Here is a 26,315-nt window from a genome sequence, read left to right on the forward strand (position 1 = left end):
ATTTTTGAGCATGGCTTATTCGTTGGTTTGTATCAGGTTGGAGGCGTAGTGGTATTTATCAATGACTGGTGGAGAGTGATTAGGTGTTTTCTCCGATCCTCCGTAATGCTTGAACGCGCTCTTTAGCTTCTTGACGACCTTTTTGATTTCTATTCAAAGGAAGCGCTACTCACCTTGTTACCAATACCCTTTCCCCATTCTTTATGAGGAATCGGATAGTCCTTTTACATATTTTTTTATGGTTCGCATGTTCTGTTTGAGAGCTTGAGTTAGTTCTTTATCGGAAATTGAATCAGGTTAGCGAATAAATAGCTTTATTGTGTATATGTTAAGCAATACGGAAGAATGTAAACTTAGGCATCACTTTTGAGTGTTATATCACCAATTGCTTATTGATAAGAGGCATAAGTCTAAGTTTTCCGCTTCTAGTAAGGTAAAATCCCAGGATTAAATCGAAATATCGGGTATGGAATTTTGGACTTTAAACAGGCCCTCAGCATTCTCTCTAAGTCTTCTTCAAATCTACTAAATATTGAGAGAGAGGAGAAGCAAGAGGGCTTCTAGAGTTGGTAAGACCAAATCATGCCAGCATTTTTAGAAAAATAGGATGACTAATCCACTTCAGTGCGAGTTGTAAAACTGGGTTATTGGAAGATCAGTAACTGAGAAATGTTGCTGTAAGTGCCCACAAGGCTGCTGGGGATGGGAAGCAAGATTTTTAATTTAGGATCGAGGATTTATGCTACTGAAAGAAGCACTAAGTGTCATGTCGAAGTCTTCTCCTTACGCTGTAACGACAGAAAGAAGCGAACATGGTAAGAATGAACTTGATTTGATAAAAGAATACCTTTACATCCAAATGCCTATAGCCATGGATGTGGAAGGCAAAATCTCAAGTTTTTCAGCCAATAAACCTGAAGTGCTATTTCTTTGTGGTAGCAGTGGGGATGGAAAGTCTGAACTGTTAACGGCGTGCAAAAAGAAATTTGGTACACGCGCTGAATTTCATTTAGACGCAACGCACAGTTTTGATCCCCGTGAAAACGCGATTCAAACGTTAGATAAAGTTTTTGATGAGTACTTGTCTCAATCAAAACCTTTAGTAGTTGGTATAAATACTGGCATGCTGGGTAACTATGCAGAAGAGGGTAGCAATGAGTTTTTTAAATCTACGATAAAAAACTACTTAGAGACTGGTTCTGATAGAAATGGTATGTACTTTGTTGATTTTGAACGTTATCCAAAATTTGCTATTGATGAAGAAAGCTACACATCTGTCTTTGCAGAAAAGCTATTAAATAAGCTAACTGCTAAAGAGGACAACTTAATACGTCAGATTTTTGATAAAGATAAATTGGAATGCACCGATCCTGATTCCCGTAGATTGCAAGCAAACTATGAACTGTTAAGTTTGCCTGCGGTTCAGCGCACAGTTATAGACTTGTTGTTTAAAGCACGATTGATGAAGGATCAGTTTGTTACCGCGCGTTCTCTATTAGATTTCTTATTTATGTTGATTGCAGGGCCGGGCTATTTGTTCGATAACCTCTTTTCTGGAGGCGACAATGAGCTCGCTAACAAAATCGTTGAATTTGATCCTGCTCATCTAAGAACTAACAATATAGATCGGTTTATACTCGCAAATGATTTAGGTCTTCCAGATTCTGACTTTGAAGAATTCAAAACTCATCTGAGTGAGTTAGGGGTTGGGGGGCTAAAAAATAGTTACTCATATTTGAGACTGTTCTACATTTTAAGTGACGAAAATTTTGCCAATAATTTTCATAACAGATTCGCCCAGGATTATAGCCAGTCACTGATTGAAGAATATATAAGCATCTATAAAAATCATAGGGATTATGATAATAGCGATGAGTGTAGATCTGTAATTAGAGAGTTTTGTAATAATACTTTGCGGACGGCAATTAGAAAGTACAATAATCGTAATGCTCCGAACCTAAAAAATAATAATTATTTGATTTCGGAAAGAAATGGATATCAACTTGTTGCAAAGTTGGAGATAAAACCAGATCTGAAAAGTATAGCTAAACAGCCTCCTACTCAAGTGTCATATTTCACTGCCTGTATTACTGTTGGAGGAGATAGTCTAACCTTGCCAGTCAATATTAACCTCTTGCAACTAATGAAGAAAATAGTCGACGGATATCGACCAAATAAACATGACAAAAACACGGTGGTATTACTTGATGAACTTGTCGAAAAAATATCAAAAATAGCTAGTAAAGAAAATACGCTGCACATCATTAATGGAAGTCAGCATATTACTGTGACGGATGATGAAGACGATAAGTATGAAGTGAGTGGCCTAAATAATGATTAAAAAAAATCTTGCTCCCCCTAGCAATAATGCGTTCACATCGTTCTTACCATTAAGAACTAAAGATAAGCATTACAAATTCTGCTGGGATTCTGTATTGGGTTATTTAGTGCATATTTTATACAGTAAATCCCTTTTCACAAAAAATGTTTATGAATTTAAGGGCTTGTGTGAAAAAAATTTTTCTAAGAATTTGGAAAGTGATGATTCTGGTCTTTGGGATGTTATAGAAAAAATGTACTTCCAGAACGATGAATTATTTAAGATATCTCCGGAATTTCTCATTTTCAAAGCTGCTGGAAAAGAGATTGATGCTAATAGCAAAAAGCTTGGGGATATGTACGCGGGAGTATTGAATGGCTTCACCGTCGAGAGTTCGTCAGTAACTAATCTTAATTTCCTAGAGCGAGAGATTAAGTCTGAATTCGATAAGTTTCATGTGTCTGGTAAAAAAACCACTCCAAAAGAATTCCCGACCTATTTACCTTTTATTTCTGAATATTTTAAAAAAGACTTGCATTTTTTAAATAAAAAACCCCACTACCTAATCAGTAATTTTAATGCTGTTATTAGGTTGTATGGTTTTTTGTATATATCTCAGATGGCTCTAAGTATTAATAATTGGGCGTGTGGTGAGCCAAAAAGCGAGCCTTGTTTTTTTATTTTAGATAATGAAAAAGCGAGTGAGGAAAGGTCACAAGTTAAAAATTGTGGATACGATAAAATACGTGATCACTTAGAGTATTTGTACCCATATCTTTTCATGAATGAAGCGTTACAAGAGAAAAATAACGTTCAACCATTATGGAAGCTTTTTGATGAGATTAATGATAGCCATATTGATGGTTTGAATAATTTTGGCGAAGATTTTATCGCTGATCGTACAGAAAGAAAGTGGTATAACACAGAGTTAAATTGGCAACGTAGCGAAGACAAAAAAAACGTGTTAGCGCAACTACTCGAAGCTTCTCACTCACAGTTTCATAGAAGGAAAGGTCGTTTATCTACATATAGCAATACTGCTGTTAAAGGTACATTGCTGAATATCCTTGATCCCTTCATCCAAAATAGGAAACGGGGAGGGAACGTACTAGCTTTTAATCAAGACTATATTGTTCTGCTTACCAATTTAGTTATAGGTGAGAGAGAAAAACTACGCTTTCATGAGGTGATAAAAGAATTCGAAGCTAGAGGTGTATATTTCGATAAACAGAGTCAACAGAACTTGGTTGATTTCTATGAGCGTATGGGCAACGTAGTGAGAATGAGTGATAGTGGAGATGCAGTATATGTCAGACCAACAGTATAATAATTTTCTAGTCTCCCACTTTAGCCAATGGGCAATGGATAAATTAAAGGTTGGATTCCGTTATCAGTTCACTTGTCCTGACAACGAAAAAGGGCTGAGCCTATATCAGGCATTCTTGGACGTTTCCGATAGTAGTGTTGAAGTTAGAGGAATTAAACTCAATACCATCAGGTATGGTAATATCGAGCTTATTCCTGTTTGTGAAGGTGAAAACTTTACTGAGAACTATATCGCTCACTTACGTGATAAAGTATCTGCGATGGAAGGTTCCGCTAAAGGTACAGCATTACTTATTATCCATAACTCCATGTTAGATACTCTACGAAACTCTACAGAAGATGTTGCTCAGAGTGGCTTCGTATGGCACCCGGAAAATATTAGAGATTTATTACATAAAAAAATTGATAAAAATGATAAGAAAGCAAAAATTTCAGAGTGCTTACTTAACTATCAATTTGATGAAATCCAAGATGATAATGCAACGATGTTTGGTTTTGAAAAGCTCTACACTGCAATCGCCGGAGGCGATTTACAGTTTCAAAAACTCGGGCTGCTAAAAGATGATCTACTTTCTGAAGTGGACTGGGAAGGTGATCAAATTATGGATCGCCTTAAGGATAATAAAACGCTTAGTGCCAAATTAGATAATATCACTCAACATTCTTCTAATGAATTACAAGATAAACTTGCGTCATTGGATTTTAGTGAAAAGTTTATAAAAGAGCATTTCCCTGACGATAACATAGAGCTATATAAAGAAAATTTGGATTTGGGTGAATGCTTTGCTGAACAAGAAAAAAATAGAACAAATCTATTAGAGTTAGAAAGGGTTACAGCTCCCTATACGGAATTTCTGAGTAAATCTAAATCAGATAAAGGGGCTGGCGCCAGAGAAAAGCACATAGTTCTATTACTCGAATCAGAACAACATAAATTTGAGTTGGATTTATGTTTCCTAAATCAAAAATTAAAAGATAGCTTTTGTAAAATTCAACACAACCAAAAACAGCTGCCTGTAGATATAGAGATAAAGAATTTGGGCGGTGTTAGAAGCCGAGCTTTATTAACAGGTGCCTTTGATGGTCAACCACGGTACTTTACGTTTCAAGTCAAAACAGATAAGCCAAAAGAAACTCATAAATTTAGAGTCTTAGTCATCAGAAAAAGCGATTTTTACGTAGATGCGTTTAGGCATATATACCTCATTGATCCGTTGAACAAATGGGTAACACTTCAGACTGATGAGCAAAGCCTACAAGTAAGCGAGCTTTCAGAGCAAAGAGCTTTAGAAGTAAACGGTCAAGTATTTGATACAACGGCTACGGGGTTAGTAGATTTCAAAGCATTTTCTAGAGATTCTGATGACGTTAATTTTGTCGTAGTAACTGGAGATAGCCAGCTAAAGTTCAATGTTGAAGGTGAGGTTGCTACCGATTCATTGTCTCTACCACTAATGTTAGATCAGAGCCGTTTTAAAGATCTTTTTGATGACGGCTACTTTGGAAGGTACAACCGCACCAAAGAGAAGGTGCTCATTGATGAGAAAGAAGTCGCTCCAAAGGGAAAACGCCTCTCATTACTTCAGTTGGAAGCCAAGCTGCTTGATGGTAGGCTTGTGGCCACTAGTGGAACGCTAGGTGATATTCACTTATGTGATTTGAACGAAGACTTCCCAGTGCTTTCTAGTGCCTATAAAGGGCTGTTTGATGCATTGTCTCGAGATAAAACCTTACTTAGTCTTTCTGGCTGGGGATGTGAGCTTGTTGATCTAATTAGCCGAATTGTTACTGCTTATCAAATAGAAATAGACAAGATACCCTATCATTCTCCTCTAAATGAAAAACATAAACAGCTAATGAATATAGGATTTTCGGACTTTGATGGTGCTACTTTTATCACGCCTTATCATCCGCTTGTATTAGCATATAATGCGAACTTGGCGGGTGTTTTAAAAGAAGATAAGGATGGAGAAAGGAGTTTCGTTAAATTACCGCCAGTCACAATACAAAGGTTAACTGCGCAGGGCTTACTACCATTTGTTTATGACCCAATTAATGACTTCGCATACAACCATGCGATAAGTGAAAATGTATTTTGGTCAAAGTTGATTCCACAAAAAAACAGCAGTTATGATTATGTGCGTAGTTTAGTCAAAGATAAAGTGAGTAAGTTCTCGGTTGCCTTCAAGCATCTATTTGTTGCGGGCAGTAAAACTACATTGATTATTAACTCTGTAAATAACACTGAAAATAAGGAAGTTTTCCTCGGCTTGATAGACTTCATTAAGCTTAAAAAAGACAAAGTTACCAAAATTCACGTTAACTTATACGATAAGACAGAACGCGATAGTTGGTTTGACAAATTTGCTGATGCGGCAAGTTATGAAGAGTTAAAGGACTTATGTGAGTTAAATAAAGGATCAGATAAAGGGCAAGCAGATAGCATTATTGACCTTCTGAGAACGCGTTTAACTTATAGCAAGTATAAACATGAAGATGGCGAAAAAGAGCAAGCTTATGCTCACATGAGCTTTTTTAAAAACAACGAACGTGTTCAGGCAACAGATGTTGATGTTTTAAAGCAATCAACTGGAGTGGTTAGTAACGGACTTATGCCAGGAGAGGCTGCTACCAACAAAAACGGTAGTTACTATACGGCGTTTGGATTGAAGGATGTTGATCTAGAAAGCGCGCCTCAATTGAAGCTAGCAGCTAAGTATGGTGGGCTAGTGAAACCGGCTAAACGACAACATGAAGAGTACGGTGATGCAAAATCACAAGCACTAGTAGTAACTGAAAACTTTAAAGTTCTCCTATACCGTGCATATGAAAACTCTATTTGGACCACGATCATTGACCCAAAAGTTACGTTGGAGTTCTTTGAGAGCCAAAAGGACATGGTTCTCATCCATTACTCGGATAACTATACGAACTCTGTAAATTACGATGCGATAACCGTCACTAAGCAGACAGACCTCTATCATAAAGTACTTGAAAATGATGAAGGCGGAATCATTGAAGAGTTTAATGCATTTAATGGGGAGTGGTTACTCAATTTAGTTACCGCAAAAGATAATGAACGAAAAGAAAAACGTGGAATTATCTGTGCTTACAAATACATCAATTGCTTAGTTGCGAATTCAGACATTACTTGGGTTCCTCTTTCTATTGCAGAGATTGTTCGTGTTGCGGGAAATCTAGGGCTGAATATGGCAGATAGTGACTTGTCGCGTCATGCTCAAGGCTTTAAGAAAGGCGTTATTTCAGATGATATTCTATTTGTCGGCTTTAAAGACCAAAAAATGATTTTACTACCCGTTGAAGTAAAAACGGGTAAAAGGCAGACGCACAGTAAGGGTGTAGAACAGGCTCAGGAGTTGAAACGGTACTTCGGGTCGTTACTAGGACAACAGAATCTCGCAGGGAACCTGTACCGAGGTCTATTCATGCGTCAAGTACTGATGCAAATAGATAAGTACAAGTTATATAACGTTTACGACGCAGGCTATTTTAGTAGCATTGAAAATGATAGTGCCTTCTGGCTACAAGGAAATTATCAACTCTCTGAGCTGGTGGATTATCCAGCAGGCTTCTTGTTCGTAAACGTCGAAGATAGCAACTTCAGTAAAGCCTCGTTTATGAAGGTTCATGACGTACTAAAAATAGAGTTACCAGCGGGCAACCTTAGCCACTGGGTGCGAACGCCAATGCGAACTCTTTTCTCTGAACTAACACCTGCTAAGCTTCACCATATCGATAGTCGATATATCCTAGAAAAGGATTGTCCAATCCAGCCTTTAAGCACTTTAAACTTGCCTGAGAAACAAGCTGAAAGTCTTGAGGATGATGGTAAGAGTTCGACATCGACAAATGAACTAGAAACAGAAGATTTGGAGTCTATCGATAATCAGGTTCAGCCATTGATTGAACCTGTAAAGTCAGCCAGAAAAACAATGTCGACGGAAGAGTTAGAATCAATATACCAACAAATTATTGATTGTTTTTACAGCCATAAAATAACGCTAATGAAGCCAGATAACGTTGAACCTTTTATTGAAGGACCTGCATCAATTCTGTTCAGAGTTGGGTTGAACTTGGGTGATAAGCCAGAAAATGTTTTTGCCAAGTCCCAATCACTGAAGTTGGCATTGAAACTTGGGCAAGAGCAAGATATAGGCTTTGGAATCGATAGAGGCTGCATAACCATTGATGTTCCTAAGAGCCAAGAGCAACGCTACTTTGTTGACCAAAACGATATCTGGCCGAACTGGGAGCGACCAGATGGTTCTCTTGAGGTACCGCTGGGTGAAGATCGCTTTGGTGAAGTAATTAAACTCAATTTTTCATCCTCAAACTGCCCTCACTTATTGATTGGTGGGACTACGGGTAGTGGTAAATCGGAAGCTTTGAATACGATTTTGTACGGCATGGTAGAACATTACAGTCCTGATGAGCTTAAGTTAATGCTTATTGACCCTAAGGGTACTGAGCTTAATGATTTTGAGCGATACCCACATCTGATTGGCCGTATCGGTTTTGATGATGAAGATGCATTAGAACTGCTTACGCAAGCGGTCGAGGAGATGCAATCGAGATATAAGAAGTTCAAAGCTCAAAGTGTCCGTTCGTTACCAGATTACAATGCCAAGGTAAGCGAAGAAGAACGAATCCCTTGGTGGGTGCTTGTTCTTGATGAGTATGCAGACCTAACGTCTGATAAAGAGATGAAGAAAGATATCGAAGCTGAACTGAAACGTTTGGCGCAAAAAGCTCGTGCAGCAGGTATTCACTTAATCATTGCCACGCAAAAACCAAGTGCTGATGTGATCAGTACTAACTTACGTTCTAACCTTCCAGCTCAGCTAGCTCTACGCGTGAAAAATGGTACGGAAAGCCGTGTTATTTTGGATGAGCAAGGTGCTGAAGTGCTTAATGGCAAAGGAGATGCTTACCTTAAATCGGAAGGCAAGTTAGTTAGAATTCAGTGCGCAAGAGTAAGCTATTGAGCTTTTTTTATTGGGTCCTCAAAACCACCGCCTAGGGCGGTGGTTATTGTTCCTTGAAACTTAAGAAGTGTCGATGTTAGAAGTAGCTTCGTATTCATTACAAGTGATAGGGAAAAACCGTATAGGTGATAATTGAAGTGCATCACATGTCTGTTGTCGTCGTTAATACAATATATATTGGACGTCAAAGTAGAGATGAAATTTTAAAATATAAGACAAAATAATTAGGTTTATGATGAAAGAGTTTATATATGACGCTATTGCGTTTAAACAAACAGATGATAGTGATTGGAACATTTCCTTTAGTGCAAATGCCTTAGAGATATCCAATTGGGCTGGAATACCTCAGAAGAAAAATTTCGACTCAGTAGAGTCTTCTGGTTTTCAACGAACTATTAAGCTAGAAAGAATGAATAGTTTAATTAGTTTTTACTCTGAACAGAAAAATATAATACAAAACCCTCTTTTGTGTGCATCTCGTAATTCTTCAGACCAAAATAAACCTGGCGTATTTTTTACTGCTGACTCCAACCAGACCGGTGAATACTCTCGTAAAGGTAAAGTGAAAATTATGGTTGAAGATTACTCTTCAATGACTTTAAAAGAAACACTAGTGATGTTTAAAGAATCATTAGAGTTAAGAGTACCGGAGCTAGCAGAGTCAGAGCTTGATCAGTCCTTGCTCAATGAGATAAAAAAGACGTTTTTTGAAGACGATAGTTATGTAAAAAGTGATGACTTATCTAGTGAAGCTCTCGTTGAATTAGAATCCTCGCACATTGCTGATTTGTGGCAAGAAACACAATGCAGAATCGAAACGCTAAACGAAGCTGAGACAGAGCCTGATTCAATTCTAGGTTTTGATAAAGAGGCTTTGATTTCGTACCTTTTACCTGCAACGATGGTTGATGGGCAGCATAGATTAAAAGGAGCGATTGCTCAGTTTGAAACTATGAGAGATAAACCTGAGTTAATGGAAGAGGTAGAAAACTATATACTTAGTGGAAAAAGCCCTGTAGAAGCACAGGCTTTGATCGAGGATAAGTATATTAGAAAACTACCAGTGTCACTAATTCTTAGTGATGACCCTGCAGAGCACGTATTTCAATTTGTAGTGGTAAATCAAAAAGCAACTCCAATCAATACAGCTTTACTTGGAACTATAGTATCAACGACGTTGAGTAGTGATGAATTAGAGAGGGTTTCTCACCGATTAAAAAATGCCGATATACCACTAGAAGATTCTCAAGCTGTCTCATTTGCTACAAGAGATCGAAGAAGTCCTTTTTTTAATTTGGTTCAAACCGGAATTACTGGTGAAAACGGAGGTAAAATACCATGGACTGTAATGAAAACAATAGTCTCCATGTTTAAAGACCTAAAGGGAGCAAAATTCTATAGTGATACAGTAAAAACTGATTTCGCAGACTTATGGAAAAGACGCCTACTACTAAGTTCTAACATTGTCGAAGGCGATGATCTAGAAGAAAAAATGAAACACTGGTGCAGTGATGATGGTGCTTGGAAAGAAGTGTTTCTCGTCTTTTGGTGTAAAATTAGAGATGAATTTGGTTCTATTGATGATGATGGAAGACAAAATTATTGGGGGCATACCAATTCAAACTTATTCAATAAAATATCGCTCACTATTTTGGCAACTGATTATTTTAAATACTTATCTTCCGCACGAGTAAAGCTCAATTCGATTGATGATGTTGAAAGTAGTATTACTGAATGGTTAATTGATGTAGATCGTACTTATTTTGATCGGGATTGGGTGCTAAAAAATACTAAGAAAGATTCGCCTGGAATTAGAAAGCAATGGTCTTCTCTTTGGATGAATTACCGAGAAGATCCTAGAAAATTGCCGTCTGTAAGTCAGTATAGAATTAGTTTTGGAGGCTAATTATGGAACTGCTTTCAGCATATTTAAAGAAAGCCATACCAGGCGTTAATGATGCTTGGAATAAGGGTATGGTCGCTGACTTAGCATTGACCATAACACCTGAATTGATTTTTTTTGACAAGCAGAGCTTACTTAAAGGAGATATGACTTTCGTATGGTTATCATGGTTTATTGAATCAATATATGATTATAATCTTGCTCCTGATAATATTGTGTATGCTGATGTTTTTTCTTTGGTTCGAAGAGGGCTACTAAAATCAGGTTTATCGGAAGATTCAGAGCACTTTGTCGTGATTTGGAAGAATGTATCAAAAGTTATTTATACATTCATTTGTAGGATGCAAGGAAGAAAGAGGCAAAGTGTAACTAAGACATTAAAGGAAGATCTCGTTTCTTTAGCTCAAAATGATCTAAAATGTTGGATTTGTGGTTACAGATTTTCTCATGATTCAATACAACTATTTCTAAATCAACCTGGAAGTATTCAATTGCCGAGTTTAGTGGATTATTTATCGCCAAGAGGGCTGGTTGAACGTGACTTGAAAATTGAAGTAGAACATAAGCAACCATTTTCTAGTGGTGGTGGTGATTTGGATGACTTGGATAATATTGATTTAAGTTGCGGCTATTGTAATCGTCATAAATGGAAGTTTTTGTCAATATATGACGCAAACCGGAGTCTTAGGTCATTTTCACACTCGCGGTTAGGACTAGTAAGTGTTCCACAACCTTACTGGGTTATCCGTTTATTAGCTTTAGCGGATAGATGTACAGAAGCTGGTTGCACGGTCACAAAAAATAAACAGCAGCTATATGTGGATTTTATTAATGATATTGGCAGTGCTGCACCAACAAATCTAAAAGTCGTCTGTCGTAAGCATTTACGAAATAGTGGAGATAGATTTGTTAGTGCTGTTAATTTTAAAGACAGAACAAAAAAAGGACGCCGCTCCTTACTGTGATTGTCTGAAATTTTCAGTATAGTATGAAATGCCTCTATTCAAATGTAGCTTAAAAAAATCACCAAAGTGCACGCCTTCTAGGTGTGCACCTTTCTTTTGATAAGCTTCTCTCAATACTGCAAGGTATACATCGGCGTATTCACCTGCAAACACTTTCCATGTCATTTCGACATTACTATCTGCTGGTATTTCTTCAAAAGGTGGCACTGATTCTTCAGCTAAGGACAAGCACAAAGCCCAGCGGCAAAGAACGTTCCAGTTATCAATTCCAGTCTTCGACTTTAGGCGAACCAGCTGCTGCTTTTGCTTTTCAGAGAGTCTAATCGTATCAATGGTGTGTAACATTAAAAGTACCCTTCTGAAATGGTCGAGGTTGTTGCTTGCTCGTTGTAACTAATATGGTATTCACGATGTACAGACGGTTTTAACTTACTGTAGTAATCACCCGTAATTTCTTCATCTGTCGACAGAAGTAATACTTGGTTTGCTGCATAAGGGAAATAGCTTTCAATTAAGCGTGTACGATGCTGTCCATCTAATCGACCTAGAGGAGTATCGATAACGGTTGGAAGCTCTTTCCCCGATGCTTCCGATAGGCCCCACAAAATAGCGATGGCCAATAATTGTCTTTCACCAGCAGATAAGCGACTAGGTGATAGTGCATCATTACTTGCTGAAAGCAGAGTTAAAGAAAAGCTTTCTGGGCAAATGCGTATACTGCTGATTAACTGATCTTTGCGAGTCAAAGCGACAAACTTCTCGGTGATTTTTTCTTGAAGTAACTCTATGTTTTCTTTGACTAAGCTTTTTGCGAAACCCTGCATTGTATCTTTCAATTTACTTATATGTTCCACAACTTGGATAGAGCGTTTCTGTTCAAAGGTGTCTTTACTTTGCAATGTGAGCAGGTTGGTATAACGTTGACCCAATACTTTGCTTTTAGCCTGAGCTTGTTCCAGTTCACTAGATTTCACGCCAATCAGCGTTAGTGTATTTTTGTACTCTGTTTCATAGTAAGCAAGCTCGCTGAGAACGTGTTTTACCGTTTCATAGTCAGGGATCGATTCTTCTCTTTTCTCAAACAGTGCTTGCTTCTCAAGCAAGATCTCACGCTGTTTAACTAATGTTTCGCGCTCAGATTGGTCCTGAGAAACTTTTTCGCTTAGCCCATTAAAAATGTTGCTTGGTAAACCAACATAATGAGGGGTACTCGCTACTCCATTGCGTTCTTTCGCCATGCCAGCCATGGTTGACTCAAGGGTACTGAGGGCTTTTTTCGGTAGACCATGCGCATCTAACGCCGTCAATAGCGTCGTCTCATAGCTTTGAATCGCTTTGTTTAAGGCGTTTGCCTCAATTGCCTGTGCTTCTAAAGTCGCTTGTTTTTGTGTTCTTTCAAGTAGGGGTTGTATTAAACCGAGGGGACCGATGCCAGAGTCCAATTTAACTCGCTGCTGCTGGTTGTCTTTTAATTGTTGCTCAATAGCCCCTAGTTCAAAGCGAATATGATCACGTTCCTCAATGAGATGGGCGCCTGATTCACGTACCTTCTTTCTAGCTTTATTGATTTCAACATTCGCTTGGCCTTGTCTGCTTCTGAGTTTGGCTATTTCGACACTTAGTGCTTCGATAATCTCATTGTTACCTTCGATCTCAGTTTCACATGCTTCTACTTTTTGTATAACACCCGTATCTAGGTTATCTGACTTTCTCTTGCGCTCAATATTTGTTAAGTCGATGTGCAATTGACTAAGTAAATCCAGTCCAAGTAAGTTCTCAATCCCCGTTTTAATCAGCTCATTGCTTCGTTCAGGGTGAGCGAGGTTTTCAATCTTTTCACCATCAAAAAAGAACAAGTCTGAAAGTGACATTGGAATGAACTCATTTACAAATTCATCCCAGTAGTCACTGAGGTATAGATCAGGCTCTCCATTACATGAGACGCTGACTTTGTCTTTCGTGTTCTCTAGCTGCTTGGCAGTTTTCCATTCACGGCGAACCGTAAAAATTTGTTCTTGAGTATCAGTTGTATGAGAGAAGGTTAACTCCAACATTACGGAGTCGCCTCTATCGACATAACGATTCAATGTACTCGATAGATAAGTACCATAGGCGAGTGTGCCTCTATTCGAGCACTTAGCATGCTTACCATAAAGCACGAGCTGCAATGCATCTAAGAATGTCGTTTTTCCGCCGCCGTTTAAGCCACCGAACAAGATCACTGGTCGGTCTTTTGTGACTGTTAAATCAACAGTGTGCTGACCTTTGTAGATACCAAAGTTTTTTATAGTGAGCGATTTTAATAGCATTAGTCGATCTCCACTATTTCGGTTTCTAGTGGGAGTGAGCTATAGCCTTGTTCTTTAATACACTTGGTGATCATATGAATTTTATCTTTGATTTTATCTTGTTCTTCAGGTGCTAAGCTTTGGTCGTTAGTCAACTGAATATGCAGGCGATGCCTTTCTCGTTCGAGCGCAAACTCTTTTGCTTCAAACATACTATTGAATGCGCCCTTATCTAGTACTTCATTGAGCTCTTCACCCAATTTTGCACGGCGTAATTGGCTACGAAATTTGTTGGCGACACTCATCGTTGCACGAATTTGCTGATAAAGTAGGCCTTCCTTGTCACCGTGTTGCTCACAATATGTTTTTAGTTTGCTTAGTGAGTCACTATTCAAAATAGGATGATGCGCACGGCGTTTTCCTGCATATGGCTGTTTGATCACTTGCTCGTATATTTTTGGCAAATTGTCTTCAATTTCATGTTTCTCTTCGAGCCAGATTTTTCTTATCGCTTCAAGATCTTCCAGAGTTAAGAGCTCTAAGTCTTTTACTTCTGGCGGACCCATATGCTGAACCGCGATTTGCGCTTCAAGGACCTTTTTCAGCATGTGTTCTCTGAATTTTTGTATATATGGTCCATGTACTACGTCTGCACCATGTTTAGAAACATGAACAGTCAAGGTGCCGTTCATTCTGCGAAAATCTCGATTATTTCTATCTCGGCGGAGCTTCTCTAATTTCTTTTCACGTACTGAATCATTGATCTCAAGCTCATTACGAAGTGATACAAGTGGGTACATCCACTCCTTCTCTTCGTCGTTTGCGATCATGGCATTCATAGATTTGTCTTCAGTTACCATGGTGCACACATAGCAGCCGAATCGGCTGTCGCCGCAGCTTTGCGTCGATTTATCAACCACTAATGGACATTCTCCACCTTCAGTTGCTCCCTGGTACATACCCATTAAGTCATGATTTGGGAAGTTCCAAGGGTTCTTCACGCTATTTAGGTATACCCAAACGTCGTCATTGCTCCACTCTCCGATGGGGGTATATACCCACACACGGTCTAGTGAACCGTTCTCTGTTAGACCCAGTGCTTTTCGAGTGTTAGTTGTTGAACTCTCGTACTTTTCCATATTCGCGGCACGAGCCGTGCTTTCTGCTTTACGTGTACCAAGAACTAAAATGGCTTCACCATTGGTATTGGCTAAGTTTTGGATGAAGCTATTCGATGGTGAAATCTTTAGTCGGTCCGTACACCAGCGAAACTTCATTCGAGGGGCTGGGTATCCTTTACCTATTAGATTTACCCAGAAGCGGTCTTTAACTTCAGGGGTTAATCTATGTGGGATGATTGGTAAGTTCTGAGAGTCAGCGGCTTCAGTCATTTTTTCGAGAGACTTAGCGACCCACAAAGCAACGATTGGGTTTTCTACCAAGGTATCGGTGCTGATGACGTGAACGTTTTTATTTGCTCGACCTTCTTCTGCCAACTCTTTTAACGCGTACCAAACTAGCTGCAGGATGGCTGTGGAATCTTTCCCACCGCTATAACCTAACACCCATGGAATACTGTCACTGAGGTAGAGCTTTTTGATGTCTTCAATACTATGTGTGAGGCTATCCTTCAGACCGCCAGAAAAAGCAGAGCTTGTCTTTACTACACCTTCAGTCATTTCTTGCCTCTATGAATTTTGTTTCTTCAATTTGTTCTTTTGTTGAGAGTTTCAAATTAAGCTGCTTTTTGATGGTGACTATGGTCAAGAGTGCCGCGCTGTTATTGTGCATCATGCGACCCTGACTAATGCAACGACCTTCCCAATTGCTTTTGTTAGTTCGTCGCCAGTCTATTTGTTTTAGTTTTTTAAGTGTCTGTTTATAGCTTTTCTGGGCAAGAAGCTGATGACCTATAGTTCCCAAGCACTTAAGGACAATGGCTGAGAAGTTCACATATTCTTTTCTTTCATTTGGTGGCAAGTCATTGTTTTTTGCCAATTTCCATGTGTTTAGGTTTTCAGCAACACAGTTCCAATATTTAACGGCTTCCTCAATGGCATTATCTAGATTTGTTTCATTCACATGAGGGAATAGCTCTAAATTTGCAGCATGTAAGGAACTGTGTTTAAACAACTTCGAAGAGCGAGGGCCTAAGTTACCGTCTTCAAAACTAATGACGCCGTTAAAGAAATCACACTGTTTGGCTATCTGATTTGTTAGTTCTTCTTGTGGTGAGTTCCCAAACAATACGCCGTAAGACTTTCCGGTTTTTACTGGAAATAAATTCAAATCCCTGAATATCTTCTGTCGTTGCTGGAGTGTTTTACCTACATAAAAAACCACTGAGATATGCTCATCTTCCAAGGTGGGATCTCTTTCCAAGGCATCCTTGATAGCGGCAGTCCTGTGTTGGCCATCTGTTATGTAAAATTCGGCGTCTTCATCGACCAGAAGTGTACCTATATTTTTACCTGCACCTGTAGAGGTGGTAGGTAAAAAAGTACATTCACCGGATATGCATGCAGTTAAAGATGAAAATGTGTAATCAGTTCTATTTGATTGAATATAGTTACTGATCTGAGGTATCCGGTTTGGGTTCAGGCTTCGTTGGGCTCTATTCTCGGGCAGAAGGTTTGATTCATCAAAGGTAAAGATACGCTTTAGCCTCTTCAAAGGGCACATAACGGTATAGAATTCTTTCTCGGCTTGTATACCGCGTATTGCTGGAAATGATATGCCAGATATAATTTGATTCATGAGTCCGCTCAAATAGTTCGTACGCTTACGCCCTCTGTACGTACGTACACTGATGGTGTATTCTAATTTATCTTCGATTCAAAGTCCCGAATAAATTCCACTGAGATCCTGTATGTCTACATATCTTGATTTTAATGCAACAACCCCCGTTTTAAGTGAGGTCGCAGAGCTTGTATGCAAGCTGATGTTAGACGAGTATGGGAATGCTGGAAGTCGTACTCATGCATTCGGCGCAAACGCCAAAAAACGTGTTGATTTAGCTCGTGAGCAAGTAGCAAATGTAGTAGCTGCTGATAGATCAGAAATATTTTTTACCAGCGGGGCAACTGAAAGCAATAACATTGCTATTTTGGGATTAAAAGACTTTGGTAATCAGCATAATAAGAAGCACCTAATCACTACTCGGATAGAGCACAAAGCTGTATTGGAACCAATAGAGTATCTTGAAAAGTGTGGCTTTGAGGTTACCTATCTTGAAGTTAATGAAAGTGGCTGTGTGGATCCTGAGGAATTGAGGTGCGCTCTGCGAGAAGACACGTTAATGGTGTCTATCATGCACATCAATAATGAAACGGGCTGTATTCAGCCAATTCCATTGATTTGTAATATTCTTGATGGTCATGAAGCTTATCTGCATGTTGATGCAGCCCAAAGCTTTGGCAAATTGAGTAACGAATTAAGTAATAAACGAATAGATTTGATTAGCGCTAGTGGTCATAAATTATATGCCCCAAAGGGTGTTGGAGCGCTTGTGGCTCGTAAACGAGGCTTTATTAAACCTCCCCTTAAACCAATAATGTTTGGAGGTGGTCAGGAGAGAGGCTTGCGTCCAGGAACATTGGCCGTTCCACTAATAGCTGGTTTTGGTCTTGCATGCGAAATGGCTCAGAATAATCATGAGCAATGGTGTTCTCATGCAGCAACGCTAAAAGCGACACTGATTGATGAGCTGGATAAAGTTGGAGCAATGTACAATGGCTCAGATACATCTCCATTTGTTCTCAATTTTTCAGTTCCTGGCGTTAATTCTGAAGCATTAATGGTAAAGCTAAGAGACATAGCTGCTGTTTCCAACGGGTCTGCTTGTACTTCTTCAAGTTATGAGCCTTCACATGTTCTATTAGCGATGGGGTTCGAAGAAGACAGAATTGCTGGGGCGGTGAGAGTTTCATGGGGAGTAACAACTGAAAAATTGCCTGTAAGACAGATTCTAGAGCAAATCGTACTCTTGAAAATGTGAAATGCTATTTGAGTGGTTTTTTACTCGTTTTTAACCCTTTTTATCAATAGCTTATGTCCATTCACCACTTTCTCTTCCTCCCGCAACCTTCGCTCAAACATAGCTCTTCCCATCAGTACTTCTTGCAGGTGGGAAACGCCAAGCAGTTCTGCCAAGCGTTTATCAAAAGCACGTTGCTTGCTTTGCTGTTCAACGTCATCCCCCAGTAGCAACCCTTTGTTTAGGAGCGGCGGGCGCTTTTCTTCCGCTACATAATCAAAAAAGTCGATGTCTTGTTCCGCCATCTTTATCTTCACTCGCTCCACAAGGAACGGAACGGCGCTGTTGTCGAAGTTATCGTAGGTCGTGAGGGTAAGCTTTCCTGAGCGAATATGGATTTTAACCAAGTCGATGTTTTCTAAATCCCCGTACATGTGTAGCCCAGCCCCAACGTAAATCCGGAGAATTTGGGGTAAAAGCTCGGTGTATTGTTGGTGAAATATGAGTGAGTGATTATCGTTTAGAATACTAGCGGGAAGCATTGTGTGTGCATCAACACAGGCTTGGTTTATTTTTTCGGGATTGGCGATTTGATAGAGTGCGTCTTGTGCCAGCGTGAGGGCGCTTTTGTAGTCGTCAAAGAAGGCTTTGATGTCGCGTTTAAGTGCTTCGGGTTGTTGGGTGTAGGGTTTGCGCTTTTCAAACAATGTCATGGCGAAGTAGAGAAGTAAGTCTTCTCGCCTTGCCAGCTCTGCTGCTTCAAAGTCGGCTTCATCGTAGATCTCACAAAGTAGTTTGTGGGTCTTTTTATGCGAGCCAATCAGTTCTCGAACGGTTTCAGATTGCTCAAACTCATCGTTAGCAGGAATGCGGCCAAGCACTAAGCATGTCATCCAAAACGCTTCAAATAACTCTGCATGTTGGCTGATGGTCAGTTTGAGTTTTTCTTGCTGGGTAGGCGGCTTTGGGGCGGTTAATTGCTTCCACCCTTGGTGGCGGCGATAACGATTTTGCAGATGCGCTTGCTCTTCGAGCTTGTCTTTAAATATGTAGAAAATACCTGGCGCGATGGTGATGGCTTGTTCATCGAGGGTGCGTTCAACATAGGCTTTGATTTCACTTTGCTGATAGTACTTTTGAAAGGTATTACGCGAGGTGATCACGCCGTCTTTGTAGGGGGTAAATTGCGAGATAAACTGCTCGGTGCCTAGCATCACGCTTACCACCAGCAACTTATCGGCAAGCTCCCAAGCGCCAAGTAGTGCATCTAATCGCTCGTCGATATCTTCGATAACATTGAGAACAAAGCCAAGGTTAACGATATCTGAATGCGTTTTCTCACCATCAGGGTAATGCGTGGGGTCCCAACCCAACACATCGATGCAATGAGCAAGCAGCTCACGCATGTCGTCGCCCCGCCCGCAACCATAATCAAACACTGAGTAATCACCACTGAGATAACTGTTTTTGGCCAGTGCTTTCATGGGGGCGGAGAGGGAATGTCGGACGATTGCGGTTTTGTGTCTATCAATGGTGTGTACATCTGTATCTTCCACCATGGCCGATCGAAACAAACGGCCGTCAACCAAGGTGTAGCCATGTTGTTTAATCAGGTTGAGCCAAGATTGCTTGAAACCAATCAGCCTAGAGTTTTCATACAAGCCTGCGTTTTCACCTTCTTGGGTGATTTGTTCGAAGTCAGGGTAGGCGGGGTGGCTTGGTAATATCATCAACTCTTTACGGTGAAGAATGGGCGGATTCTCTGAGGCTTCATAATCCGTGACGCGATGCATCAGTTTGGTTAAATCGACAGTCACACTCTGTTTGAGGCTTGGATAGGCATCAGTGTAGAACGTGGGGTAGCTGAGCAGGGACAAACGAAAGTCGTTCTTACTGAGTTTAACGATATGCCAGTTGTCATCGTCTATTTTTAGGGCCTTGGCGACGTTATGAATAAATGCGGAGAGTGCGTTTGGTAATGCTTCAAAAGCATCTTTGTGAAGGTAGAGAGCGTCAGGCAGTTGCTTGCCTGCGGTGGCTTGTTCCACCATTGCTTGAAACTTTTCGCTATCCATCACACCTTCCTATGATTCAAACAAGTTAATGCTGCTTACTCCAACACCTCGACGTACCGGTACGGCATGCCCTTTTGCTGATGGCTTCATTATCTGAACATATTTGCTGTTTTCGGGGCCAATACTGACGTGGATCGGCCTGTTTTTTCCGTAGAAATAGAGCCTGTCAAAGGGTAGTTGGGTCACAACGAACTTGGCAATTTCATCCATGCGTTTATCAAACCCCTCTACCAATAAATCACACGCAGCACCTTGTCGCTTGCAGATAAGGTTTCCTTTTGCATTGCGCTCTGACGCCGCATGTTGGTCAAGTGAGGGTGCCATTTGGCCAGGGTGATGCTTTAACAGGTAGTTTTTGAGGATGTTGGAAGTAAAGCCGTAAGTAATCGTAATTGAGCCAAACTGATTTTCGAGAGGGGTTAGAATATCATCGCTGAGCGCGATAAGTGCCGATGTGCTCTCTTCTTGTAAAGGGCGATTGCTAATCTCAGAAGGTATAACTGGGTGCTGAGTTCGGTGCCAATCAATCAGTTCTTGCCGCATGACGAAATCCGCTCTGGATGAGTTTCTCTATAGTAAACAGGTCAATCGCTTATTAACAGGGAGTACGAACAAGGATGTTGTTAGCACTGGCGATAGCGTGCATTTTCTTCATTGGGTATCTTTCTCAAACCACTGGGCTTTGTATGGTGCGCGGGGTCAAGCAAGCGAAAGCGGGTAATCCTTTTTTCTTGCTGGCTATTATGACGAGTGGCACTTTCGCGTGGGTTCTCATCGTAAGTGGCCACTACTTCGCCGATATGGCGCCAAGGAGTGGTTTCTACGCAACGATTTATTCATTCGCAGGTGGATTGTTGTTTGGTCTTGGGGCTTCGGCAAACGGGGGATGTGGCGTCTCGACGGTAAGCCGTTTTGCGCGAGGCGAATTACCCATGTTTATGACTATTTTGGGATGGATAGTTGCTTGGTTAGCCCTTGAACCTTTAATTCCTCAAGCGACGGCTCCTGAGTCAATCCACTTAAGCGGGTCGATACGCTATGGTATTTTGACGGCATTATCTTTGGTGGTTCTGTGTTGTCTTTTCTTTGCAAAACCGGAGCGTCGCAAGCTGTGGTTTTCCCTTCTTGGAATAGGGCTGCTTGGTGGGTTGGTTTTTCTTTATGAACCTCATTGGACTCCTAGTGGCTTATTGCGCTCGATGAGCCTTTCTTTCTGGCATAGCGACAATGAAAAGTGGCCTGAAGCCACAAGATTTATGCTGGTTGCTGTTTTGATGTTGGGCATGTTTGTCGCCGCAAAGCTAACGGGGTCCTTTCTTTTACGCAGCATAGCATTGGGAAGTGCTGCGAAACACTTTGCTGCCGGCTGTTTAATGGGGGTCGGTGCTGTGATGGCGAAAGGCGGAAATGATACTCAGCTATTGGTAGCGATGCCTTCGTTATCTCTCAATGGCTTTGTTGCGGTGGCGAGTATGGTTTTAGGGATTTTTGTTGGGCTGAAAGTGCTCGAACGACGTTAGATGGTGTGTAACCCACTTATCCCTTGGAGAGGATATTTTGATGTTGCAGGTGGGGAGTGATTCAGCGTGGAGCGCACAACAAAAAAGGCCAACACTTTCAGGTTGGCCTTTTCCAATCGACTGTTGGGCTGGCGGAATCTGAATTGGTTTTTTATAGTCTATATAGTCAGTGGCTTAAGAGTGTTTTTCGGGTTTAATGTCACTACCAATGTTACTTGAAAATCCTACTCTGAAAGGAACTGAACTCGCGTCTTATTATTCCATTTATACGCCATAGACCAGGTGTTTTATAACAACTTGGTCTAAAGAAGACCCCTAAACCTACTTTAATCCGTTGCTCCATGACTCTGCAATAACGATCTCAAGGCATTGGTTGAGGATGGGAGCAAACCCACTTTTAAGCCAAAAGGCTTAAATGCTTTGTTCAATATGTCTGTTTTGTAACTGCCTCGATCATTCTCGATATCTGAAAGTGTTTTTCGAGAAATATCCACCAGTTTGGCGTACACATCCTGTTTCAGTCCAAGCACATTGATTCTAAGTGCTTTCAAGGCTTGTCCTTGCGTTAACTCGCCGAACAGCAATTGCTTGATGATCTGGTTGGCGACATTTTTGCGTTCAGCGGCATTTACAGATGTTTTGTTCTTTGAAACCCTTTGAACTGAACGAGCATTTGATGTGCCGTTTCCCGCTACTTCTTTATCATCTAGTTGTACTTGAGAAGGCTGTGTACGGTTAGATTTAAGGCGAGCGACGGTTGCTTTAGCTGACTCGTTAAGTGTCGAATTTTTTGTGCTCACAGAAGCCCCCACTTAGCCAGTTTGTCTGAGGTATGGTTGAACCCTATGCCAGGTAGTTCGAGAATATTTTCGGGTACGCCTTTTGCCGCTAGTCTTTCCTTGAGAGCAATACATTGGCTTGCTGTATCGCGTAGAGCTTCAAGTAACGCCTCGCTAGGCACGAGGTCTGACAAAGTGTTTGCTATTCCAACAAAATCATAGGTGCCGCCAACTTCCAAAGGTGCCTTCCATTTGGTCGTTCTTGGTATGCCTTCGGGGTCTGCTTTCATCGGCGCAAAATCGTAAATAGGCGCAAGTTTGATGTATCCCTCGCCTTTTAGAAACGATGTGTTACGCCCATGGTTATCGCTGTTTCCAAAGAGGATATTGATAAGGTCTCTTTTAACCCATTCTATAACGAAGGCTTGGATATCAAAGTGATAACCTTGTTGCATCACCATGTAACTCTGAGTGATCTTGTCGATGAGTGTTCTGACTGTTTCTTCATGATCGAGGGTAACGCCAGCACTTTTACCAAGGATGGAATATACCGATTCCATGCCATATCTTTCCACCTGCCCTTGAGTGTTATAGCTGACGTCAAAGCGTGGTAGCCACAATGAGGGGTAGTTTGGCCCTTCTTCCAAACGCATGTGTTCGATGGGGATGGTGTCAAACCCCATTTCTGTAAGTTCATGATAGTAAAGAAACTCTGCGCGAAGAATATCGCAATCTATGCCACTTTTTGAGCCTCTTGGGTATTTGACTAAATAGTGTAAATCTCGATTGTTGTTGTCGTCCTGGTAGGGATCTATCCAAATTTTACTGTCATTCGGATTATCTTCGATAGAAGCGCGAAGAAGGAGTTTGGGCGCTTCTCCACCTGCACCTGTGGCACCACCTGCAGCCGCACCTCTTTGCTGGGCATAGTCTAAGAAATCACTGGCGCGGCTTTTCACATCATCTACCGAGAAGAAGAGTTTATCAGCAAGCTCAAAACGCTCAGGGAGAGAGTCTTTGACTCTCAGGTTCCCAACAGGGGACATGGTGCCATACCTCAATAAGACGTAGTTTTGTTCGGCAGTGGGAAGGTCTTCAATGTCTAATTGTTTAACCCAGTATTTCCTGCTGGCACCACCGGGCATGATGTCGTCGAGAAACTTCAACCAACCTGGCTTTCCGTTGTCCTCAAAGAAAAAAGCGACAGGGTGGTTGATGGAGACCGCATGCAGGTCATCGCTTTCAAAATGATCGATGGCAAAGTCCTGCAGATAGTCAACAGCTGTAACTTTGTAGTTGTGTTGGTCACTTTCAGGGAATGAAATAACGGCGATATCGAGCCACTGCCCGTTGATAAATGCCTGAATGGTCAGTTGTTCCATCCTTATTCCTTAAAAGTCATTTAATGTGTATTAATTTACGCATAAATCGATTTAAATGCAATTAATGAGTAGTTTACTACCCAAAAAAGAGCGTGGATGTGTTAGAGCGTAGTAAGAAAGGATTATAAGAAGAAACGTTCGTTTAAAAATTACGAGTAGATATTTACTCGTAATCTGATTGAAATTCCACTAATGAGTGTAAATTTACTCATTTACTTGCCTGAGGATTCTTTTGTGTTCTTTGAAGGCCTTAGTTTAAGCACCTGAAACGCACAATAAAAGTAAACTCAGACATATCATGTACTCGAAGTATTAATCGGAACAGTTGCCTATTTTTATTTGGATTTTTTGAGGGCTTGCGACGGTGCGCAAGGTCGTTTGGATCTATCGGGTGATGTGTTTGGAATCGAAAGTAAATAACATTGAAAGTGCCATACCCAAAAGTAAAAAAAAGGCCAACCCTTTCAGGTTGGCCTTTTCCAATCGATTGGTGGAGCTGGCGGGAGTTGAACCCGCGTCCAAAATCAGTCTAACTTATGGCGCTACATGCTTAGTCTATCTTTATTCTCGTCAGTGTGCTGCGAATAGACACGCTACAAAAAGACATACCAGAATTCTATTTCGCGGTTCAGCTCTCTAGTCAAAGCATCCCTCGCTATCTCGTTTGGGTTTGAACTTCTATGATTCCCCGTCTTACAAGCGGAAGCTAGGGTAGAAGTGCGCTAGCAGGTTATTAAGCTGCTAGTGCGAAGTTTTCGTCGTTTGCGACTATTTTTTTGCGGCTTTTTACGAGGCAAACCGCCCCTCGGCATGCTCCACGAGCCTTCTTGATCCTGTCGAATCCTGAATCAGCCCCGGAATTATGTCGCAGATACTAGCATAAAGCTCTGCGGCGTCAATGATTATCTGGCTGAAGCCTTCATGATACGCGCTTTGTCGCGCTGCCAATCGCGATCTTTCGATGCATCGCGTTTGTCATGAAGCTTTTTACCTTTCGCCAGACCAATCTTAAGTTTAGCCCACGACTGTTTCCAGTACATAGACAGTGCGATAACGGTGTAACCTTCACGGTTCACTTTGCCGATCAAGGTGTCGAGTTCACGACGCTTAAGCAGCAGTTTTCGCACACGCGTTGGGTCAGCCACTACGTGAGTAGAAGCAACATTAAGTGGGGTAATGGTGGCACCGGACATGAAGGCTTCGCCATCACGGAAGAACACGTAGCTCTCTGTGATGTTGACCTTGCCTGCACGGAGGGCTTTCACTTCCCAGCCTTGTAGCTCAAGCCCGACTTCAACATCGTCTTCGATGAAGTATTCGTGGCGAGCTTGGCGGTTCTGCGCAATTGTATTGCTGCCCGCTTTATTCTTTGAATTTTTCTTTACCATAATGGCCGCATTATACGTAGTGGTAGGGAAGGGCGATATAGTTTTTGTAGGATTTTTAGAATCTCGCGCGTTGTGCTCACATTCCACGCCATTTATGGGCGTCTATTATGGGCGATTTCCTGCAATTTGAAGACGTTTGGGGAAAATTACGGTCCAATGTTATGATGCTGGTATTGAGCGATGAGGAGATCGTATGCCGCGAATTACACGTTCTGCACTTGTGCCGTTCAGTGCTGAACAAATGTTTAAGCTTGTGAATGATGTAGAAGCTTACCCGTCTTTTGTGCCGGGCTGCGCGGGGTCGCGTGTGCTTGAAGCCAGTCATGATGCCATGACGGCCTCGGTCGATGTCGCGAAAGCCGGTATTCGCAAAACCTTCACCACGCGTAATGAGTTGGTGATGGGCGAGGCGATCAAGATGGAGCTGGTCGATGGCCCGTTCCGTAAATTGGTTGGTGGCTGGAACTTCACGTCGTTAGATGCGGATGCTTGCAAGATCGAGTTGAACTTGGATTTTGAATTCACCAATGGTTTGGTGGAAATGGCGTTTGGTAAGGTCTTTAACGAGCTGGCAGTGAACATGGTGAAAGCCTTCACTGATCGCGCGAGAGTCGTTTATGAGTGAGAAGTTGCTTCATATTGAGGTGATGTATGCGCTGCCAAATGAGCAGCGTGTGTTTAAGGCGATTGTGACGCCGGATATGCATGTGGAAGACATTATTCGTCATTCTGGCATTTTGGATGCGTACCCTGAGATTGACCTGGCGAAGAACAAAGTGGGCGTGTTTAGCCGCTTGGTGAAGCTGGATGCGTTAGTGCACGATGGTGATCGCATTGAGATTTATCGCCCGCTGGTCGCTGATCCGAAAGAAATCCGTCGCCGCCGTGCTGAGCGCATGAAGGCAGATGGCACCTCTGATCCTGTCACGGGTGGCAAGGTAAACCCGCAGCGCAAAACAGATTAACGTCTGGCGCTGACTTGTTTGGTTTCCATTGGATCAGATGAGAACTAAACGGGTGACAGTCACAATGAAAAAAAGCGGTGAGAAATCACTAATGCCGATCAGTTAAGCAAAAAATGATCGGTTGAACGATCCTGAGAGGCTGGCAAAATCCGAGTGTATTTCTACACTCGGATTTTTTTATGTTCTTAAGACAAGCCCTCGACCGAATACACCAATTTTCTGCTGACCAACTTAATGGCCTATCAGATCTCCTGTGCCCCGCTCTCATTAATCAATGCCTTGAAGACACAGGCGTCACGACGATTCGAAAGCGTAGGCTCCCCATGGAACTGATGGTGTGGAGCGTCGTGGGAATGTCACTTTATCGGCACCTATCGATGAGTAAGGTGGTCTCTCAGCTCGATATATTACTTCCAGGTAAG

General features: G+C 41.4%; 19 protein-coding genes and 1 other RNA gene. 10 read left to right on the plus strand and 10 right to left on the minus strand.

Annotated features, from left to right (window positions below; all coding sequences use genetic code 11):
• Positions 1-739 precede the first annotated feature (739 nt).
• The 5 genes from dptF to BM082_RS15935 all read left to right on the plus strand — a co-directional run bounded on the left by dptF (position 740) and on the right by BM082_RS15935 (position 11,520).
• Positions 740-2,341 carry a DNA phosphorothioation-dependent restriction protein DptF gene (dptF, locus tag BM082_RS15915; RefSeq protein WP_074927685.1) on the plus strand — a complete coding sequence of 534 codons (1,602 nt, stop codon included), beginning with the start codon at positions 740-742 and terminating at the stop codon, positions 2,339-2,341.
• Positions 2,334-3,647, plus strand: a complete 1,314-nt coding sequence (dptG, locus tag BM082_RS15920) for a DNA phosphorothioation-dependent restriction protein DptG (RefSeq protein WP_074927687.1) — start codon at positions 2,334-2,336, stop codon at positions 3,645-3,647. Before dptF ends, dptG begins: the two co-directional genes overlap by 8 nt.
• Positions 3,628-8,652, plus strand: a complete 5,025-nt coding sequence (dptH, locus tag BM082_RS15925) for a DNA phosphorothioation-dependent restriction protein DptH (protein ID WP_244276033.1) — start codon at positions 3,628-3,630, stop codon at positions 8,650-8,652. The genes dptG and dptH overlap by 20 nt, the downstream gene beginning before the upstream one ends.
• Positions 8,653-8,887: 235 nt before the next feature.
• Positions 8,888-10,558, plus strand: a complete 1,671-nt coding sequence (locus tag BM082_RS15930; RefSeq protein WP_083417934.1) for a ParB N-terminal domain-containing protein — start codon at positions 8,888-8,890, stop codon at positions 10,556-10,558.
• A 2-nt stretch (positions 10,559-10,560) separates the two neighbouring features.
• Entirely contained in the window at positions 10,561-11,520 is a 960-nt protein-coding gene (locus tag BM082_RS15935; RefSeq protein ID WP_074927693.1) for an HNH endonuclease, read from the plus strand.
• On the opposite strand, the gene dndE is transcribed toward BM082_RS15935, so the two are convergent.
• From dndE to dndB, 4 genes are read right to left on the minus strand one after another with little or no spacing between them, the layout of a single operon-like run.
• On the minus strand, positions 11,512-11,865 hold the full coding sequence (gene dndE / locus BM082_RS15940; protein WP_074927695.1) for a DNA sulfur modification protein DndE: 354 nt from the start codon (positions 11,863-11,865) through the stop codon (positions 11,512-11,514). The two genes, BM082_RS15935 and dndE, sit on opposite strands and share 9 nt — an antisense overlap.
• Complete coding sequence (gene dndD, locus BM082_RS15945) at positions 11,865-13,829, minus strand: DNA sulfur modification protein DndD (RefSeq protein WP_074927698.1); 1,965 nt, start codon at positions 13,827-13,829, stop codon at positions 11,865-11,867. Before dndD ends, dndE begins: the two co-directional genes overlap by 1 nt.
• Complete coding sequence (dndC, locus tag BM082_RS15950) at positions 13,829-15,487, minus strand: DNA phosphorothioation system sulfurtransferase DndC (protein WP_074927700.1); 1,659 nt, start codon at positions 15,485-15,487, stop codon at positions 13,829-13,831. Before dndC ends, dndD begins: the two co-directional genes overlap by 1 nt.
• The gene (gene dndB / locus BM082_RS15955; RefSeq protein ID WP_074927703.1) at positions 15,480-16,565 is read right to left on the minus strand and encodes a DNA sulfur modification protein DndB; all 1,086 of its coding nucleotides are present in this window, start codon (positions 16,563-16,565) and stop codon (positions 15,480-15,482) included. The genes dndC and dndB overlap by 8 nt, the downstream gene beginning before the upstream one ends.
• A 112-nt stretch (positions 16,566-16,677) precedes the next feature.
• Between dndB and dndA the strand changes: the two genes are divergently transcribed.
• Complete coding sequence (gene dndA, locus BM082_RS15960; protein ID WP_074927716.1) at positions 16,678-17,805, plus strand: cysteine desulfurase DndA; 1,128 nt, start codon at positions 16,678-16,680, stop codon at positions 17,803-17,805.
• A gap of 20 nt (positions 17,806-17,825) precedes the next feature.
• Here dndA and BM082_RS15965 read toward each other — a convergent pair whose 3' ends face one another.
• Together BM082_RS15965 and BM082_RS15970 are read right to left on the minus strand one after the other, a co-directional pair.
• Positions 17,826-19,859, minus strand: coding sequence for a DNA phosphorothioation-associated putative methyltransferase (locus BM082_RS15965; protein ID WP_074927718.1), 2,034 nt, complete (start codon positions 19,857-19,859; stop codon positions 17,826-17,828).
• Positions 19,860-19,868: 9 nt separating this feature from the next.
• Entirely contained in the window at positions 19,869-20,402 is a 534-nt protein-coding gene (locus BM082_RS15970; protein ID WP_017017141.1) for a hypothetical protein, read from the minus strand.
• A gap of 74 nt (positions 20,403-20,476) precedes the next feature.
• Here BM082_RS15970 and BM082_RS15975 point away from each other — a divergent pair, with 74 nt between their 5' ends.
• Positions 20,477-21,379: a YeeE/YedE thiosulfate transporter family protein gene (locus BM082_RS15975; protein WP_017017140.1), complete on the plus strand. Its 903-nt coding sequence runs from the start codon at positions 20,477-20,479 to the stop codon at positions 21,377-21,379.
• A gap of 326 nt (positions 21,380-21,705) precedes the next feature.
• Here the strand turns inward: BM082_RS15975 and BM082_RS15980 are convergent, their stop codons facing one another.
• From BM082_RS15980 to smpB, 4 genes are all read right to left on the minus strand, one after another.
• A complete protein-coding gene (locus tag BM082_RS15980; RefSeq protein ID WP_017012580.1) occupies positions 21,706-22,179 on the minus strand; it encodes a helix-turn-helix transcriptional regulator in 474 nt (157 codons plus the stop codon).
• Positions 22,176-23,540, minus strand: a complete 1,365-nt coding sequence (locus tag BM082_RS15985) for a type II toxin-antitoxin system HipA family toxin (protein WP_074927721.1) — start codon at positions 23,538-23,540, stop codon at positions 22,176-22,178. Before BM082_RS15985 ends, BM082_RS15980 begins: the two co-directional genes overlap by 4 nt.
• 488 nt (positions 23,541-24,028) lie before the next feature.
• Positions 24,029-24,396: a transfer-messenger RNA gene (gene ssrA / locus BM082_RS15990) on the minus strand.
• A 46-nt stretch (positions 24,397-24,442) separates the two neighbouring features.
• Complete coding sequence (gene smpB, locus BM082_RS15995; RefSeq protein ID WP_017007693.1) at positions 24,443-24,928, minus strand: SsrA-binding protein SmpB; 486 nt, start codon at positions 24,926-24,928, stop codon at positions 24,443-24,445.
• Between the two features lie 193 nt (positions 24,929-25,121).
• On the opposite strand from smpB, the gene BM082_RS16000 reads away from it, so the two are divergent.
• The 3 genes from BM082_RS16000 to BM082_RS16010 form a co-directional block, all read left to right on the plus strand.
• On the plus strand, positions 25,122-25,553 hold the full coding sequence (locus tag BM082_RS16000) for an SRPBCC family protein (protein ID WP_017007694.1): 432 nt from the start codon (positions 25,122-25,124) through the stop codon (positions 25,551-25,553).
• Complete coding sequence (locus tag BM082_RS16005; protein WP_017007695.1) at positions 25,546-25,893, plus strand: RnfH family protein; 348 nt, start codon at positions 25,546-25,548, stop codon at positions 25,891-25,893. The genes BM082_RS16000 and BM082_RS16005 overlap by 8 nt, the downstream gene beginning before the upstream one ends.
• A gap of 179 nt (positions 25,894-26,072) precedes the next feature.
• Positions 26,073-26,315: transposase domain-containing protein (locus BM082_RS16010; RefSeq protein ID WP_208862506.1), on the plus strand; the 243-nt coding region annotated here is incomplete at its 3' end.

The organism is Enterovibrio norvegicus DSM 15893, assembly GCF_900115495.1.
Classification (GTDB): Bacteria; Pseudomonadota; Gammaproteobacteria; order Enterobacterales; family Vibrionaceae; genus Enterovibrio; species Enterovibrio norvegicus.

Coding starts and splice junctions, on each gene's coding strand:
- smpB (WP_017007693.1), bottom strand. CDS start 24,928: ATGGTAAAGAAAAATTCAAAGAATAAAGCGGGCAGCAATACAATTGCG.
- BM082_RS15985 (WP_074927721.1), bottom strand. CDS start 23,540: ATGGAACAACTGACCATTCAGGCATTTATCAACGGGCAGTGGCTCGAT.
- BM082_RS16000 (WP_017007694.1), top strand. CDS start 25,122: ATGCCGCGAATTACACGTTCTGCACTTGTGCCGTTCAGTGCTGAACAA.
- BM082_RS15970 (WP_017017141.1), bottom strand. CDS start 20,402: ATGCGGCAAGAACTGATTGATTGGCACCGAACTCAGCACCCAGTTATA.
- BM082_RS15965 (WP_074927718.1), bottom strand. CDS start 19,859: ATGGATAGCGAAAAGTTTCAAGCAATGGTGGAACAAGCCACCGCAGGC.
- dndC (WP_074927700.1), bottom strand. CDS start 15,487: ATGACTGAAGGTGTAGTAAAGACAAGCTCTGCTTTTTCTGGCGGTCTG.
- dptG (WP_074927687.1), top strand. CDS start 2,334: ATGATTAAAAAAAATCTTGCTCCCCCTAGCAATAATGCGTTCACATCG.
- dndD (WP_074927698.1), bottom strand. CDS start 13,829: ATGCTATTAAAATCGCTCACTATAAAAAACTTTGGTATCTACAAAGGT.
- dptF (WP_074927685.1), top strand. CDS start 740: ATGCTACTGAAAGAAGCACTAAGTGTCATGTCGAAGTCTTCTCCTTAC.
- dptH (WP_244276033.1), top strand. CDS start 3,628: ATGTCAGACCAACAGTATAATAATTTTCTAGTCTCCCACTTTAGCCAA.
- BM082_RS15975 (WP_017017140.1), top strand. CDS start 20,477: ATGTTGTTAGCACTGGCGATAGCGTGCATTTTCTTCATTGGGTATCTT.
- dndB (WP_074927703.1), bottom strand. CDS start 16,565: ATGAATCAAATTATATCTGGCATATCATTTCCAGCAATACGCGGTATA.
- dndA (WP_074927716.1), top strand. CDS start 16,678: ATGTCTACATATCTTGATTTTAATGCAACAACCCCCGTTTTAAGTGAG.
- BM082_RS15935 (WP_074927693.1), top strand. CDS start 10,561: ATGGAACTGCTTTCAGCATATTTAAAGAAAGCCATACCAGGCGTTAAT.
- BM082_RS16005 (WP_017007695.1), top strand. CDS start 25,546: ATGAGTGAGAAGTTGCTTCATATTGAGGTGATGTATGCGCTGCCAAAT.
- dndE (WP_074927695.1), bottom strand. CDS start 11,865: ATGTTACACACCATTGATACGATTAGACTCTCTGAAAAGCAAAAGCAG.
- BM082_RS15930 (WP_083417934.1), top strand. CDS start 8,888: ATGAAAGAGTTTATATATGACGCTATTGCGTTTAAACAAACAGATGAT.